14 protein-coding genes, 1 riboswitch and 1 other annotated feature are annotated in these 15568 nt (G+C 32.8%); of the genes, 2 read left to right on the forward strand and 12 right to left on the reverse strand.

Going from position 1 to position 15568, the window contains the following annotated elements:
* Positions 1-10 precede the first annotated feature (10 nt).
* The 8 genes from ribH to J2S72_RS03495 all read right to left on the reverse strand — a co-directional run bounded on the left by ribH (position 11) and on the right by J2S72_RS03495 (position 8845).
* Entirely contained in the window at positions 11-475 is a 465-nt protein-coding gene (gene ribH / locus J2S72_RS03460) for a 6,7-dimethyl-8-ribityllumazine synthase (RefSeq protein WP_023055341.1), read from the reverse strand.
* Positions 472-1683 carry a bifunctional 3,4-dihydroxy-2-butanone-4-phosphate synthase/GTP cyclohydrolase II gene (locus J2S72_RS03465; protein WP_023055350.1) on the reverse strand — a complete coding sequence of 404 codons (1212 nt, stop codon included), beginning with the start codon at positions 1681-1683 and terminating at the stop codon, positions 472-474. Before J2S72_RS03465 ends, ribH begins: the two co-directional genes overlap by 4 nt.
* Before the next feature lie 9 nt (positions 1684-1692).
* Positions 1693-2319, reverse strand: coding sequence for a riboflavin synthase (locus J2S72_RS03470; protein ID WP_307494990.1), 627 nt, complete (start codon positions 2317-2319; stop codon positions 1693-1695).
* Positions 2304-3407 carry a bifunctional diaminohydroxyphosphoribosylaminopyrimidine deaminase/5-amino-6-(5-phosphoribosylamino)uracil reductase RibD gene (ribD, locus tag J2S72_RS03475; protein ID WP_307494991.1) on the reverse strand — a complete coding sequence of 368 codons (1104 nt, stop codon included), beginning with the start codon at positions 3405-3407 and terminating at the stop codon, positions 2304-2306. The genes J2S72_RS03470 and ribD overlap by 16 nt, the downstream gene beginning before the upstream one ends.
* Positions 3408-3437: 30 nt before the next feature.
* A riboswitch (FMN riboswitch) is annotated at positions 3438-3551 on the reverse strand.
* Between the two features lie 38 nt (positions 3552-3589).
* Positions 3590-4810, reverse strand: coding sequence for an amidohydrolase (locus J2S72_RS03480; protein WP_307494992.1), 1221 nt, complete (start codon positions 4808-4810; stop codon positions 3590-3592).
* A gap of 100 nt (positions 4811-4910) precedes the next feature.
* Entirely contained in the window at positions 4911-6122 is a 1212-nt protein-coding gene (locus tag J2S72_RS03485; RefSeq protein WP_023055423.1) for a MalY/PatB family protein, read from the reverse strand.
* 126 nt (positions 6123-6248) lie between these two features.
* The gene (locus J2S72_RS03490) at positions 6249-7568 is read right to left on the reverse strand and encodes a Na+/H+ antiporter NhaC family protein (protein ID WP_023055318.1); all 1320 of its coding nucleotides are present in this window, start codon (positions 7566-7568) and stop codon (positions 6249-6251) included.
* Positions 7569-7618: 50 nt separating this feature from the next.
* Positions 7619-8845, reverse strand: a complete 1227-nt coding sequence (locus J2S72_RS03495; protein ID WP_023055388.1) for a MalY/PatB family protein — start codon at positions 8843-8845, stop codon at positions 7619-7621.
* Between the two features lie 142 nt (positions 8846-8987).
* Here J2S72_RS03495 and J2S72_RS03500 point away from each other — a divergent pair, with 142 nt between their 5' ends.
* The gene (locus tag J2S72_RS03500; RefSeq protein ID WP_023055411.1) at positions 8988-9548 is read left to right on the forward strand and encodes a MarR family transcriptional regulator; all 561 of its coding nucleotides are present in this window, start codon (positions 8988-8990) and stop codon (positions 9546-9548) included.
* A gap of 782 nt (positions 9549-10330) precedes the next feature.
* On the opposite strand, the gene J2S72_RS03505 is transcribed toward J2S72_RS03500, so the two are convergent.
* From J2S72_RS03505 to J2S72_RS03515, 3 genes are read right to left on the reverse strand one after another with little or no spacing between them, the layout of a single operon-like run.
* A complete protein-coding gene (locus tag J2S72_RS03505) occupies positions 10331-11164 on the reverse strand; it encodes a MetQ/NlpA family ABC transporter substrate-binding protein (protein ID WP_023055362.1) in 834 nt (277 codons plus the stop codon).
* A gap of 10 nt (positions 11165-11174) precedes the next feature.
* Positions 11175-11843, reverse strand: a complete 669-nt coding sequence (locus J2S72_RS03510; protein ID WP_023055315.1) for a methionine ABC transporter permease — start codon at positions 11841-11843, stop codon at positions 11175-11177.
* Complete coding sequence (locus tag J2S72_RS03515; RefSeq protein WP_023055358.1) at positions 11836-12879, reverse strand: methionine ABC transporter ATP-binding protein; 1044 nt, start codon at positions 12877-12879, stop codon at positions 11836-11838. The genes J2S72_RS03510 and J2S72_RS03515 overlap by 8 nt, the downstream gene beginning before the upstream one ends.
* 53 nt (positions 12880-12932) lie before the next feature.
* Positions 12933-13163, reverse strand: a binding site (T-box leader).
* A gap of 55 nt (positions 13164-13218) precedes the next feature.
* Between J2S72_RS03515 and J2S72_RS03520 the strand changes: the two genes are divergently transcribed.
* A complete protein-coding gene (locus tag J2S72_RS03520; protein ID WP_023055399.1) occupies positions 13219-13587 on the forward strand; it encodes a hypothetical protein in 369 nt (122 codons plus the stop codon).
* Between the two features lie 645 nt (positions 13588-14232).
* Here the strand turns inward: J2S72_RS03520 and J2S72_RS03525 are convergent.
* Positions 14233-15531 carry an MATE family efflux transporter gene (locus J2S72_RS03525; RefSeq protein ID WP_036739353.1) on the reverse strand — a complete coding sequence of 433 codons (1299 nt, stop codon included), beginning with the start codon at positions 15529-15531 and terminating at the stop codon, positions 14233-14235.
* Positions 15532-15568 lie beyond the last annotated feature (37 nt).

The raw sequence follows: 15568 nt of genomic DNA on the forward strand, positions 1-15568 counted from the left end.
TTAAACATAATTAATTTATTTGATCAATTAAATTTACCATTTCTATAGCTGAAACTGCTGCTTCAAATCCTTTATTTCCAGCTTTTGTCCCTGCACGTTCTATGGCCTGTTCAATAGAATCTGTTGTAAGGACTCCAAATATTACTGGAATTCCTGTTTTTAAAGATGTTTGTGCAATTCCCTTTGAAACTTCACTTGAAACATATTCAAAATGAGAAGTTGCTCCTCTTATTACTGCTCCAAGACAAATTACAGCATGAAATTTTTTTGATTCTGCACACTTTTGAGCTATAAGGGGAATTTCAAAAGCACCAGGAACCCAAAAAATCTCAATTTCATCTTCTTTTACTCCATGACGACTTAAGCCGTCTATAGCTCCGTCCAATAATTTTGATCCTATAAATTCATTAAATCTTCCTACTATTATTGCAAACTTTTTACCTTTTGCAGTAAGGTCTCCACCGTGAATTCTCATTTTTCCTCCTCAAATTCTTTTAAAATATGTTTCATTTTTTTTGCTTTGGTCTTTAAATAAAATCTGTCCACTTCATTTGACTTAATTTCTATGGGGACTCTTTCCTTTATTTCCATTCCATATTCTTCCAAAGAATATACCTTGTCTGGATTATTTGTTAAAAGCCTTAATTCATGAACTCCCAAGTCTTGTAAAATTTGTGCCCCTTTTGAATAATCTCTCATATCTTCAGGAAAACCTAAAGCAAGATTTGCTTCAACTGTATCCATACCTTGGTCTTGAAGGGCATAGGCACGAATTTTATTTAAAAGTCCTATTCCTCTTCCTTCCTGTCTCATGTACAAAAGGATGCCTCTACCCTCTTCATTAATTCTTTTCATGGCAAGTTGTAGCTGATTTCCACAGTCGCACCTTAAAGAACCGAAAGCATCTCCTGTTAAACATTCAGAGTGAACTCTGCAAAGAAGATTTTTTCCATCTCCTATATTTCCCTTAACAAGGGCAACGTGATGTTCTCCAGTAATAGTGTCTAAATAGGCGTGAGCTGTAAACTCTCCATATTTTGTAGGAAGTTTTGCCACAGCTATTTTTCTCACCATTTTTTCATGTTTCTTTCTATATTTTGCAATGGCATCAATAGTTGTGATTTTCATATTAAACTTTTCAGCAAGGGCAAAAATATCCTTTCCCCTTAACATGTGGCCGTCTTCAGCCATAATTTCACAACAAAGACCAATTTCTTTAAGACCTGCTATTTTTAAAAGATCTACAGTTCCTTCTGTATGACCCCTTCTTACTAAAACTCCCCCTGTCCTTGCAATTAAAGGAAACATATGACCCGGTCTTCTAAAATCTTCAGGACTTGCAGAATCTTCTGTTGTTTTTATTGCAGTTAAACTTCTTTCATAGGCAGAAATTCCCGTACTTGTATCCTTATGATCAATTGAAACTGTAAATGCCGTTGAATGATTATCTGTGTTTTCATTTACCATTTGAGGTAAACCAAGTTTTTCTCCATAAAACTTACTCATGGGCATACAGATTAAGCCCCTGGCATATTTTGCCATCATATTAATATTTTCAGGACTGGCAAATTCTGCCGCACAAATGAAATCTCCTTCATTTTCCCTGTCTGGATCATCAGTAACAATGATTATTTCTCCATTTTTAAGTGCTTTTACAACTTCTTCAATAGTATTAATTTTCATATCTACTCCTTAAAAATCTTTAAGCAAATCCATTGAAATTTCACTTTCCCTATAGGGAGTAAAAAGTCTTTCAATGTACCTACCTATAATATCAGTTTCAATATTTATTAAATCTCCTGTCCTAAGTTTGGTAAGGGTGGTTTCCTTTAAAGTTGTGGGAATAATGGAAACTACAAAAGAATCTGCATTTACTTTTGATACTGTAAGAGAGATGCCGTTAAGGGTAACTGAACCTTTCTTTACTATATACTTTAAAATTTCTTTAGAGGCGCTTATGTGATATTCCACAAGATTATTTAAATTTACAATTTTTATTATCCTGCCCAGTCCATCAACGTGGCCTTGAACAATATGACCATTTAATCTCCCATTAGAAGGAAGAGCCCTTTCAAGATTTACAAAAGAACCCTTTTTTATTTCTTTTAAAGTCGTCCCATCAATAGTTGCCTTCATAATATCAGCCTCAAAAAAATCTTTGCCTAAATTTGTCACTGTAAGGCAAACTCCATTTGTTGCAATGGACTCTCCAAGACCTATGTCAGTAACTTTTTTTGCCCTAATTTTAATTTTATAAAGGTCATTTTTCTTTTGTATACTTTCAACTATCCCCACTTCTTCAATTATTCCGGTAAACATATTTCACCTCTTATGCACAAATCTTCATCAAACCTGTCAATTTTTATATTTTTTAACCTTATGGAATCTTCTAAATTTTTAAAACCTTGACCTTCAACACTTGTAAGAGCATCTCTTCCTCCTATTATTTTAGGAGCTAAGAAAAAATATCCGTAATTTACGAGGCCCTCACTTAACATGGAAAAATTTAAATTCCCCCCTCCTTCAAGAAGGATACTTGAAATATTTTTTGAACCTAAATCTTTAAGCATTTCCCTTAAATCCACTTGCTTATCTGAATTTGTTACAACAATTTCAAGGTTTTCAACCCTACAAAGTTTTTTATAAACTTCCCTGTCATAATTTTTGCTTGTGTAAATATAAGTTTTACTTCCTATATCTTTTTTTAAGAGCTTTGAATCCAAAGGAATCCTAAGCTTAGAATCCACAATAATTCTATTGGGCTGAGATGGATTTAAAATATCTCTTACATTAAGACTTGGATCATCTTTAATAATTGTATTTATGCCAACTAAAATTCCGTCTAAATCATTTCTTAAACTATGGGCAAATCTTCTTGAAGCTTCAGAACTTATCCACTTGGAATTTCCTGTAAAAGTTGCAATTTTTCCATCAAGACTTGTTGCAGTTTTCAAAACTACATAGGGTCTTTTATTTTTAATAAAATAAAAAAACTTTTTGTTTAAGTCCCGACATTGGTCTTCTAAAACTCCCAGCCTTACTTCAATTCCATTGTCCCTTAATTTTTGAATCCCCTTGCCTGCAACTTTTTCATTTGAATCAAGGCAGCCCACCACAACTCTTTTAATTTTTGATTTAATAATTAAATCTGTACATGGTGGAGTCTTGCCAAAATGAGAGCAGGGCTCCAGGTTTACATAAAGATCTGAGCCTTCAAGAGAAACCTTTGAATTTAAAATTGCATTTCTTTCAGCATGGTTTTCTCCAAATTTTTCATGATAACCCTGAGAAATAATCTTCCCATCTTTTACAATAACGCACCCTACAAGAGGGTTTGACCTTGTGTGTCCTCTTCCAAGTTTTGCAAGTTCAATTGTTTTTTTAATAAATAATTCGTCTAATTCCATAAAAAAAAGCCCCTTTCAAGGCTTACAAAAATATTACTTCTTTCATCCGGACTATAACCGTCGGTATCGGAATTTCACCGATTCATGCAAATGCTCGCGGACTTTACCGCCGGTGAGGAATTACACCTCGCCCTGAAGATTTAAAAATATCTACTTAATTAATATAATAGCATTATGGTAAATTATGTCAAGTTAATGTTTTCATAGTCCTTCGTTAAAAATTCCCTAGCAAATTTTACTTGAGCAAGACTTCCATATTTTAAAGCCCTCTCATCCATGTCAAAATGCTCATTGTGATGCTCTGAATAAATGCCCTTTTCCCTATTTCTAATGCCTACAAAGGCAAATAAACTAGGTGCTATGCTCCTATAAAAACTGAAAGATTCTGAAGCAAACCAAATTTCCTTTTGATGAAGATCAAAAATTTCAAGATCCCTTATGGCAGAATTTGCCAGATTGGAAAGTTTTTCATCATTTATAACAGGACCTTCCTTAAAGCCGGACTCCTTGGTAAATTCAAGGCTACACCTACTAGCGGCACTTATATTTTCCGCAACATTTTTTAAAACTTCATAAGCTTTTTTCCCTTCATCCACATCATAAAATCTCATTGTTCCCGTAACCCTTACAGTGTCTGGAATAATATTTCTCTGTTGACCTCCATTTATTGAACCTAGACCTAAAGTAACAGTTTTAGTAACATCAATTTGATTTACCCAAGCAGAAGCTAGGCCATTAATAATATTTGCAGCTGCAAAAATTGGATTAATAGAAAGATCTGGTCTGGAACCATGTCCACCCTTTCCATGAACGGTAAAATCAATTATGGCAGATCCTGCCATAACAGGGCCTGGAGTAAAACTTATAGATCCCACATCCATAAAAGAAACTAAATGATTTCCATAAATTCCATCAATCTTAAGTTTTTTAAGCTCCTCTATCATAGGTCGGATACCCGTTCCCAATTCTTCTCCCTCTTCAAAAATAAAAATGATTTTTCCCCTTAGAGCCTCCTTATATTTTGTCAAAATTTTTGCAGAATTAAGAAGCATTGCCATATGGCCGTCATGACCACAGGCATGCATAATGCCCTTATTTTCAGAAACCGAAACTTTTTCACAAGTCATATTGCACTTATTTTCCTCAATGGGAAGGCCGTCAATATCAGATCTTATACCCAATGTTTTCCCCGGCTTTTTTGTATCAAGGACAGCATAAAAGCCCGTCCCCTTCACCTCTTTAATTTCTAAACCCAAACTTTTCATCTGATCTTTTAAAAATTCAGAAGTTTTTATTTCTTTTCCCGAAAGCTCCGGATGAGTATGAAAAAATCTTCTAGTTTTTACCAAAAAATCAAAACTATTTTCTATTTCATCAATAATTTTTCTGTCAAAATCATCCATCTTTATCTCCTTAAATAATTTCACTAATAGTTTATCAATAAATAACTTGTATGTTAAATAAAAAAATAACCCGACTTATAAAGCGAGTTATTTTTCTCTCTTATTTTACAAAAACATATTTTTTCATTCTGTCAAAAGCTTCTTTAACTCTTGATAGAGGTAGAGCTAAGTTCAATCTTATGTGGTGAGGTCCATGGAACATTCTACCATCTTGCCATGCTACTCCAACATCCCAGCCTGCTTTTTCTATTTCTTCTATACTTACATTATTTTTCTTGCAATATTCAGTGCAATCTATAAAAAGCATATAAGTTCCTTGAGGCTTGCTGTATTTTACTCCTTCAAAGTTTTCGTCAATGAATTTTGTTGCATACTCAAGATTTCCCTTTATTACTTCAAGCATTTCTTGAGCCCATTGATCTCCTGTTTCGGAGTAAGCTCCTATTAGTCCGTACATTGATAACACGTTCATATCATTATAATGGCTTAAAGATGATTCTTTTAAGACCCTATCTCTTAGCCAGTCATTATAAATTATATGATAGCTTCCTATTAAGCCTGCAAGGTTAAAAGTTTTTGATGGAGCATATAGGGCTATGGTCCTTTGTTTTGCGTCTTCTGATACTGATTGTGTAGCTACATGACGATTTTCTCCCACTATTATGTCTGACCAAATTTCATCTGATATTACATATACATTATGTTTTTTGTAGATTTCCATTGCCTTTTCTACTTCTTCTTTTTCCCATACTCTTCCTGTAGGATTGTGAGGTGAGCAGAATATTGCAGCGTGGATATTGTTTTCTACAATCTTCTTTTCCATGTCTTCATAGTCCATTCTATAGATGTTGTTTTCATCTAAAACCAGTGGAGAATGAATTATATTGTAGCCGTTATTTTCCAAAGATCCTGTAAAACCTATATAAGTTGGTGAATGTAAAAGGACATTGTCGCCCTTTGAACAGATTACGTTCATAGCACTTATAAGTCCACCCAAAACTCCATTTTCATATCCTATATATTCTTCTTTAATGTCATCTACATGTTTGTATTTTTTGTGCCAGTTAATAATGGCTTCAAAATATTCTTTTCTTGGTGCAAAATATCCATATAGAGGGTGTTTTGTCCTTTCTATAATAGCTTCAGGAATACTTGGTGCAGTTTCAAAGTTCATGTCTGCAACCCACATGGGGATTATGTCAAACCCTGCCTTAGGTTTATCTGGTGCAAAACCCGGTCTCTGACCTAAAACTTCTACTGCTATGGCATCTTTTCCCATTCTGTCTATTATTTTTTCAAAATTGTATTTCATTTTTCCTCCTTACTTAAAATATAAAAACTCATAATAATATTATATCCCATCTTTTTTATTATTAAAAAGATACAAAAAAATTAAGACAAAATAAAAATTTACTTTGTCTTAATGAATAATTATTTTTCAATCTTTTATTGCTTTTTCTTCTTCCGTTCTCATAAGACCGAAGTGTATAGTAATTAGAGCTGCGATTATTAATGCAAAGAAGTAGAAAGAATATTTCAACACCTCTATAGGTGATGCGTTGGAAAGTCCTGTTACTATTAGCATTCCTCCGTCATGAGGCATTAGGGCAATAAAGGCACAGGCAAAGATATCTAAAAGCGATGCTAACCTCTTTGGAGCTATATTATATTTCGAGCCAATTTCTTTTGCCATTGGTGCCGCTATAATTATTGCTATTGTATTGTTAATCAAAGCAGCTGATAAGATTCCTGACAAAAATGATATCCCATATTCTGCTCCACGACGGGTTTTGATTCTCGAAGTTATTGCATTTACCAGCCACTCAACTCCACCATAATATCTTACAAGACCAATAATTCCAGATACTAAAATAGCCACAATAGTTATACTAAACATATCGGACATTCCTTCCCCTGTTGCTTGTGCCCAAGTAATAATAGTTAAATTACCTTGAACGAGACCTATTAGCCCGGATAATAAAATTCCCGAAAATAATACAACGGCAACATTAACGCCCATAAGAGCTGTAATTAATACTGAAATATAGGGAAGTATCTGTATTAAGTCATAGTCAGGCTTTTCAACTATAGCCCCTGAACCTCCTAAAATTCCATAAAGAATTGCAGCAACTATGGCAGCAGGTAAAGCAATTAAAAAGTTCATTTTAAATTTATCCTTCATTTCAGCGCCAACCCCTTGAGTAGCTGAAATTGTAGTATCTGATATCATAGAAAGGTTATCGCCGAAATATGAACCTCCTATAACAGCTGCACATGTAAGAGGTACATTTAAACCTGCCCCTTGAGCAACGCTTAAAGCAACTGGTGCAAGGGCTGCAACTGTACCCATAGATGTTCCTATAGATGTAGAAATAAAAGCACCCATTAAAAATATACCAGGAACTAAAAATTGTGATGGTATATGATTTAAGCAGAAATTAACAACAGAGTCCTTTCCGCCCATAGCCGCTGCAGTTCCTTGAAAACCACCAGCTAAAAGGTAAATAAGACCTATCATCATAACTCCTGAATTTCCCATATTTTCACATAAAATATCAATTTTTTTACCTATAGGAGTTGTTCTTTCCATAATTAAAGCTATAGCTATACCTACAAAAAGGGCAACATGTCTTGGAAATTTACTAAATGGTGATTCAACACCTTGAACTGTAAAAAACAGTCCTATTCCCACATAAAGTACTAAAAACACAATTAGTGGTAAAAAGGCTAAAAAGCCAAACTTTTTTTCATTTTTCATATGTATCTCCTTAATTTTAACCCTATAAGGCTTGTTTCCAAGCCTTATTTTTATAAACTTTTTGCATTTTTGACTATATTATCAACAGATTCTTTTACCATTTCTGGTGTTGTTGCAAGATTTAGTCTTATATAGCCTTGATATTCTTCTCCAAACCATGCTCCATAGTCCACTGCAAGCCTACATTTATCTTGCACAAATTCTTTTAATTTTTTTGAAACGGGCATGTTATTAACTATTACTTTTTCATCATCTTTTACATCAATAAAACTTGATAAATCTATCATAGGCAGATAGGTTCCCTGCATATCTGCAACTTCTACTTGAGGAAGTTCTCTATTTAATGTTTCTTTAAGATAAATATAATTTTCCCAAATTATATCCCTAAGAGCATTTAGCCATTCAGCCCCACCTTCATAGGCAGCTCTTGTGGCAATGCAACCCATTATGTTTACTTCCATTGGCACGTTGTTGTTTTGATATTGATCAAATTTTTCTCTAAGTTCTTTGTTTTCAATAACTATGTTTGAATGTACAAGGCCTGCAAGGTTAAAGCTTTTTGATGCTGCATTTACAAGTATTATATTGTCTTTGTACTTGCCCTTACCTACTCTTGGTGCTGGTGTGTGTTTATTGCCGTTAAAGGTAAAGTCTTGGTGAATTTCATCACTTATTATTAAAACTCCATATTTCTTACAAATGCCAAATAATTTGTCCAGCTCTTCTTCTTTCCATACTCTTGATGCAGGATTGTGAGGAGAACAGAAAATCATCATTTTTACATTTTCTTTTTTTATTGCTTCTTCTGCTTTTTCATAATCAATATAATATTGATTGTCCCTGTGTATTAAATCTACCGTTACTTTTTTTCTTTTTGTATCTGTAATACAGTTATGGAAGGGATAATATACAGGAGGCATAATTAGTATTGAATCATTTTCTTTTGTAAAACAATTTATAAACCAATATAAAGCCGGTACAACTCCCACTGAAGTGCGAACCCATTCTCTTTTTACAGGATAATCAAAATTTTTTTCCATCCAATTTGAATAAGCTTCATAATATTTTTCAGGTTTAAAGCTGTAGCCGAAAACTCCATGTTCAACTCTCTCTTTTAAAGCCTCTCTTATACATTCTGGACTTTTAAAATCCATATCTGCTACCCACATGGGAACCAGATTGTCATCTTTGTATCTTACCTTTAAAAAATCCCATTTTAAGCAATTGGTATTTTGTCTGTTTACAGAATATTTTTCTAAAAATTCTTTTTTATTCATTTTACCTCCTATTAAATATATTTAAGTAGCTTAACCGTTAAGTATATTATATAAAATTTGATAGCCTTGTCAACTTTATTTAGAGCATTTATTATTAACTTGTTAAAGTTTTTTTATGCTATAATTGTAAAAAGAGGTGCCTATGAAAGATTATAAAAGTGATAAAAGTATTTATGAAAATGATATTATAGATTCCTGGATTGAAAAAGATGAAGATGAGGAAATTGTTTCTCAAAGATATAGAGAACTTTCCAAGATAATGAATCCTATGTATGATTTTATTTTGGCTTATTCCAATTATTTTTCCATTAGAAGGGACTATGGTTACGGACCTGAGCTTACTATGGTAGAAATTCATATTCTTACAGATATTCATGATCACCCTGATACTACCGTTACTGAAATTGCTAGTCAATGGAAAAGGACTACTTCTGCTATTTCTCAAATTGTTAGAAAGCTTATTAATTTCGGTTTAATTGACAGAGTTAATTCTAAAGAAAATGGAAAGATTTACCATCTGACTACTACTCCCAGCGGTGAGAAACTTGCTCTTGCCCACAAGAGATATGACAATATTGATATTGTAAAGACCAGAAAGGTTCTTTTAAAAAAATTTACTGTTGATGAGCTAATTGCTTTTGATAATATTTGTAAGGAATATACAAATATTCTCAGAGAGAGTACAAAAAAAGAGGACGATTGATTATCGTCTTTTTTTATGCTTCACGCCAAGCATTTTTAAAATTATATTCTAATTTTGAATTAACATTAATTTTAAATTATTTAAGAAATCCTTCCATTTTAAACAAACTTCTTTCTTAACATAATCTTTAAAAATCCTCTAGGGACCAATTTATTGGTCCGTGTGTATATTGTGGGAAAACAAACCATGCATTTGATTTAAAATTTATTTTAAAATTTTTTACAAATATTTTTTACGCTCTACATAGAGCATTTTGTTTTAAATTTTTCCAATAAATCTTTTTTCTATATTTTTTCTTTCTCATTTTTTATTTTATTTTCAATCATTCGCCTGACGGCGACCGGACCAATAAATTGGTCCCTACATTCGCTTGTAAGGTTTTAATCTCTTGGAACCTTTTCTCACAAAATTATCCCACATTCACGTGTGGGATTTTGTGGGCTGTAGGGACCGGTTTACCGGTCCGCGTGTATAATGTGGGAGAACAAAATAAATATTTGATTTAAAATTTATTTTAAATTATTTTTTATGCTCTACGTGAAGCATTTTTATTTTTAAAAATTTTCAATTGAAATTTTTTCTGAATTTTTTCTTTTTCATTTTTTATTTTACATATGTAACGCGAGGGGGACTAATGGACTTGCGATTGTCCCTATCGTCCCCCTCACACTCCCCCTCCTTACCCCTCGAAACGCTTTTAAGATGTGGAAAAGCTTACGCTTTTCTTTCCTATTGTTTCTGTGGAGGTTGAATCTACATTTATTCTTTTTCGTTTTTTTATTTTATTTCCAAGCTACTATTGAAGAGCCCTTGCTTTCTTTTTTGATTACTTCTTCTGTATCGTCAGATTGATATGCTGCTACTATTTTTTTGAATACTTCATTGTCTTTGTCTTCTGGTCTTGCTGCAATTATATTTATATATGGTTTTGAGTTTTCGTCTACTGGTTCTAAGAATATTGAATCTGTTGTTGGACTATATCCAGCGTCTGTTGCTACTCCATTGTTTATACATGCTGCGGTCACATCGTCTAATGCTCTTGCTGTTTGTGATGCGTCCATTGGAATTATTTCTAGGTTCTTTGGATTTTCTATAATGTTTTTAGGTGTCAATGGATCTCCTGGTTTTCCGTCAACTTTTATAAGTCCTGCAGTTTGAAGAAGAGCTATGGCTCTTGCTTGGTTTGAAACGTCGTCAGGGATTGCAATTTTATCTCCATCTTTTATTTCATTTACGTCTTTTATCTTATTTGAGTAGATGCCAAGGGGTGCAAGCACTGTTTTACCAATAGAAACTATATTTGATTTTTTGTCTTCGTTAAAGTGATCTAAGAAGTTTTGATGTTGAAATGAATTTAAATCTATATCTCCTGATAAAAGTGCTGCATTTGGTTGATTGTAATCTGTAAATTCAACAAGTTCTGCTTTTATTCCTTCTTTTTCAAGTTTTTTTATTACAAAATTCCAAGTGTCTGACTTGGTGCCTACAACTCCTATCCTAACTGGACGATCTTTTCCTATATTTTCGTCTACTTTGTTTGCCTTATTTTTTGAACCACATGCTGTTAATGCTAATGCTAATCCTAATATTCCTAAAATTTTAATTGTTTTTTTCATTTTATTTTCCTCATCTTTCTAATTTTTTTATTGCTAAATTTGATATTCCTTGTACAAAATACACAAGTATTAGTATAAGGACCATTGATACTATTACTACGTCGTCTTGAAATCTATTATAACCGGTGGCTATTGCAAGTTTACCTAAGTCTTGAGCTCCTATGGCTCCTGCCATGGCGCTAAGTCCTATTAAAGAGATCATTGTAAGGGCTGAAACCCTTATTAAATTTTGAAGTCCTTCTCTTAAATAAACTCTTGTGATTACATAAAAGGGACTATCCCCCATGGAAATTGCAGCTTCTATAAGCCCTTCATCTATTGAAGATAAGGCTGATTCTACTTGCTTTGCATAAAAGGGGAAAGCTCCAAAGAAAAGTGGAACTATTGCTGCTGTCGCTCCTATTCTTGTGCCGACAATTGCCTTTGTTAGTGGAGCTACCACTGCCAAAAGAATTATAAATGGTACAGCACGAAGAAAGTTTATAATCTTATCCAATATGGAGTTTAAAACTTTATTTTCCAGTATTCCCCCTTGTTTTGTGGTGACAAGTACTATTCCAAGTATTAGTCCAGCTATACCTGCAAAGATTGAAGTAAAAAATACCATATAAATTGTTTCTAAAGTTGCAGGTAAAAAGTCGCCTTTAATAGCTATTACATTTTTAAAAAATTCACTCATTTTCTTCCTCCAGTCTAAGTTCTCTTACCCTTACATTTTTTTCTTTCATGTAGTCAAAGGCTTCTAAGATGTTTTTACAATCTCCCTTTAAGGAAACTATAAGCACACCAAGAGGTGTATTTTGTATAAACTCTACATTGCCCCATAGTATTGATGTCACTACATCAAACTTTTTATAAAGCTCAAGGATTATTGGCTCCAAGGTTGAATCTCCTATATAGTCAAGCCTTACAAGTTTTGAATTGTCCGATGTAACTAAATCCTTATTATTTTTTAAAGTTTCTAATACTTCTTCTGATTGGATTGTGCTTTCAATAAACTCTTTTGTAAGTTTATGCTCTGGATTAGAAAAGATTTCTAAAACAGATTTGCTCTCAACAATGTTTCCATTTTCCATTACAGCACACTTTGTGCAAATGGATTTAACCACCTGCATTTCGTGAGTTATGATGACTATTGTAAGTCCCAGATCTTCATTTAACTTCTTCAAAAGTTTTAATATTTGAGAAGTGTTTTGTGGATCCAGGGCTGAAGTAGATTCATCGCAAAGAAGTATGTCAGGATCATTTGCAAGTGCTCTTGCTATGGCGACTCTCTGTCTTTGACCTCCTGAGAGTTTACTCGGGTAATCATCTCTTTTTTCATAGATGTCCACCAGTTTCAAAAGTGATTCTACTTTTTTAATTTTCTCACTTTCTTTTAATTTTGAATGCTTCAAGGGATAGTAGACATTTTCAAATATAGTCCTCGTTGAAAAGAGATTAAAATGTTGAAAAATCATCCCTATCTTCATTCTTTTTTTTCTAAGTTCCTTTTCAGTTAATTTTGTTATATCCTCTCCCTTTATATATACTTCTCCAGAATCCGGCCTTGTAAGTAAATTTATACATCTTACCAAGGTTGATTTTCCGGCTCCAGAGTAACCAACAATTCCAAATATTTCTTTTTCTTTTATTTTAAGAGATACATCCCTTAGTGCGTGTACCACCTTATTTTTATTTTCAAATGCTACACTTACATTCTTTAGTTCTATCATTTTTCCTCCATCAAATTTAAATAAAAAAAACGTCCTTTCTATCCATATAGGATAAAAAGGACGAAATTATTCCGCGTTACCACCTTAATTGCATTTAAAATAAAAAATGCCTCTTCATGTACCATCATACACTAACTCTGTAACGGGAGTTCCCGTGTGATTCTAAATATCGAACCACCCTATCAAGAATCATGTTCAAAAGATCTCATCTTGCTACTCTCACCACAATATAGCTTCTCTGTAAAGACTAAAATTCTTTTTACTCTTTCTTTCAAATAGTTTTTAATTTTTAAGTTTCTTTTTTAAACTTGTTTTTGATTGTACGAGCTGTGGAAAAATTTGTCAACACTATTTTTAAAATTTTTAAAAAAAATTTTTTTAAGTTTTTTTGCAAAAATCGCCTCAGGTATTCAAAATTGGCCCTTGCATTCCTTTGCAGAGATTTTCTTTTGTGAGCATGTAAACTGGTCCACATGTGTTGAGTGGGAGAAAAAAATAAATATTTTTTATAAATTATTTTTTTACGCTCTACGTGAAGCATTTTTAAAATTATATTTTAATTTTGAATTAACATTAATTTTAAATTATTTAAGAAATCCTTTCATTTTAAACAAACTTCTTATTGCCACAACCCTTGAAAATCCTGTAGGGACCGGTTTACCGGTCCGCGTGTATAACGTGGGAAAACAAAACCTGCATTTGATTTAAAATTTATTTTAAATTTACATTTTTATTTTATTTTATGTTTTTTCAATTTATATTTTTTCTACATTTTTTCTTTCTCTTTTTTTATTTTAAATATGTATCGCGAGGGGGACTAATGGACTTGCGATTGTCCCTAACGTCCCCCTCGCACTCCCCATCCTTACCCCTCGAAACGCTTTTTAAAGGTGGAAAAGCTTACGCTTTTCTTTCCTATTGTTTCTGTGGAGGTTGAATCTGCATTTACTTTTTTTCATTTTTTTATTTTGTTTTAATAAATTCGCCTTACGGCGATCGGACCAATTGCAGATATTTGCAGCCAAATCAAAGATTTGGGCAAATAGTTGCATGAGACCTACCACGATTTTTTTACAAAAATCGGGTTAGGGCTTCAAATTGGTCCCTACATTCTGTTGAATGGGTTTTCTTTTGTGAAACCTGTTCGCATAAATTTACCCCACGTTTCTGCATGGATTCCATGTTTGGATAAAATTACAATAAATTTATTCGTTGGTTTTTGTGGGGCCTAGGGACCGGTTTACCGGTCCGCGTGTATTGTGTGAGAGAACAAAATAAATATTTGATTTAAAATTTATTTTAAAATTTTTTATAAATTATTTTTTTACGCTCTACGTGAAGCATTTTTATTTTTTAATTTTCAAGCAGGGCTTTTATTACTATTAAGGAGAATATAAGGGTCAAGCCTTCTGATAAAACACTGCTGAACCAAATGTATTGGGGATTTATTTTTGAGAGTAAAAATAGGGCAAGGCCTATCATGACAAAGGATCTCAGGATATTTATTATTATGGAGTTGTTTGGTTTTAACATGGATGCTGAAAAACCAGATATTATTATGTTGTACCCTATTAATAAATATGAAAAGCTGTATTTTGCCATTGCTCCTTTGGAGTATATTATTTGTTCTAAGTCTCCTTTTAAGAATACTGAAAATATATTTTGGCTGAAGTAGTTTATGAGTCCGAAACTTATAAGGCTTACGCTTATGGTTGAAATGAGTGCATATTTAAAGATTGTTCTTGCTTCTTTCAGTTTATTTTTTCCGTAATAGTAGCTTACCAGAGGACTCATTCCTTGGGATATTCCTGCATAAAAAACTGCTACCATTTGTGTTACATAGGATATTACTGTAAAGGTTGATAGGGCTCTTTCGCCTAAATAGTTTATTATGAAGTGATTGTATAAAAATATTATTGCTCCTCCGCCTATTTCTGCTATACAGCTTCCTATGCCTAAGTGGACTATTCTTTTTAAGATATTTCCATGAAATTTAAAGGTTCTAAATTTTAAATTTGATTTTTTTCCTAAAAAATGCACTAAGAATATTAATGTTGCTAATAGTTGTGATATGCCTGTTGCTATTGCAGCTCCTTTTATTCCGTAATTATAGACTGCTACAAATAAATAATCTAAAAAAATGTTTGTCAGAGCTGATATTGCTACTACTATTATTGAAAGATAGGGATATCCGTCTATTTTTACAAGGACTTCAAGGTTGTAGGAAATTATAAAGAAGGGGCTAAAAATCATTATTATTCCAAGGTAGTTTTCTACAAGTCCTATTAGATCCTCTCTTGCTCCTAGTAGTATTGCTATTTTGTCCATGTTTAGAAAGGATGTTATGCCTAATATTAAAGAAAATATTGTAAGGCTTAGGACTGATTGGGTAAATACTCTTGATGCTTCTTCTTTGTTCCCTCTTCCTAATAAAACTCCGCACATTGTTTGGGTACCTATGGCAAAAACTACTGATATGCCAAATAAAATACTTATAAAGGGCAGGGATATGTTTACTGCTCCCAGTGCTGTTTCAGATACGTAGTTTGCAACAAAAAATCCGTCCACCATGGTGTATATTGCAAATATCGTTTGTGCTAATACTGATGGTATTACATATTTAAAAAATTTTTTTCCTTGTTCACTAATAATAAAACCTCCTAAAAAATAAGGCTCTAATTTTAAAAAT

Source organism: Peptoniphilus koenoeneniae (genome assembly GCF_030812875.1).
In the GTDB taxonomy this organism is placed as follows: domain Bacteria; phylum Bacillota; class Clostridia; order Tissierellales; family Peptoniphilaceae; genus Peptoniphilus_B; species Peptoniphilus_B koenoeneniae.

Coding starts and splice junctions, on each gene's coding strand:
- J2S72_RS03495 (WP_023055388.1), bottom strand. CDS start 8,845: ATGAATAAAAAAGAATTTTTAGAAAAATATTCTGTAAACAGACAAAAT.
- J2S72_RS03480 (WP_307494992.1), bottom strand. CDS start 4,810: ATGGATGATTTTGACAGAAAAATTATTGATGAAATAGAAAATAGTTTT.
- ribD (WP_307494991.1), bottom strand. CDS start 3,407: ATGGAATTAGACGAATTATTTATTAAAAAAACAATTGAACTTGCAAAA.
- J2S72_RS03505 (WP_023055362.1), bottom strand. CDS start 11,164: ATGAAAAAAACAATTAAAATTTTAGGAATATTAGGATTAGCATTAGCA.
- J2S72_RS03510 (WP_023055315.1), bottom strand. CDS start 11,843: ATGAGTGAATTTTTTAAAAATGTAATAGCTATTAAAGGCGACTTTTTA.
- J2S72_RS03465 (WP_023055350.1), bottom strand. CDS start 1,683: ATGAAAATTAATACTATTGAAGAAGTTGTAAAAGCACTTAAAAATGGA.
- J2S72_RS03470 (WP_307494990.1), bottom strand. CDS start 2,319: ATGTTTACCGGAATAATTGAAGAAGTGGGGATAGTTGAAAGTATACAA.
- J2S72_RS03485 (WP_023055423.1), bottom strand. CDS start 6,122: ATGAAATACAATTTTGAAAAAATAATAGACAGAATGGGAAAAGATGCC.
- J2S72_RS03500 (WP_023055411.1), top strand. CDS start 8,988: ATGAAAGATTATAAAAGTGATAAAAGTATTTATGAAAATGATATTATA.
- ribH (WP_023055341.1), bottom strand. CDS start 475: ATGAGAATTCACGGTGGAGACCTTACTGCAAAAGGTAAAAAGTTTGCA.
- J2S72_RS03515 (WP_023055358.1), bottom strand. CDS start 12,879: ATGATAGAACTAAAGAATGTAAGTGTAGCATTTGAAAATAAAAATAAG.
- J2S72_RS03490 (WP_023055318.1), bottom strand. CDS start 7,568: ATGAAAAATGAAAAAAAGTTTGGCTTTTTAGCCTTTTTACCACTAATT.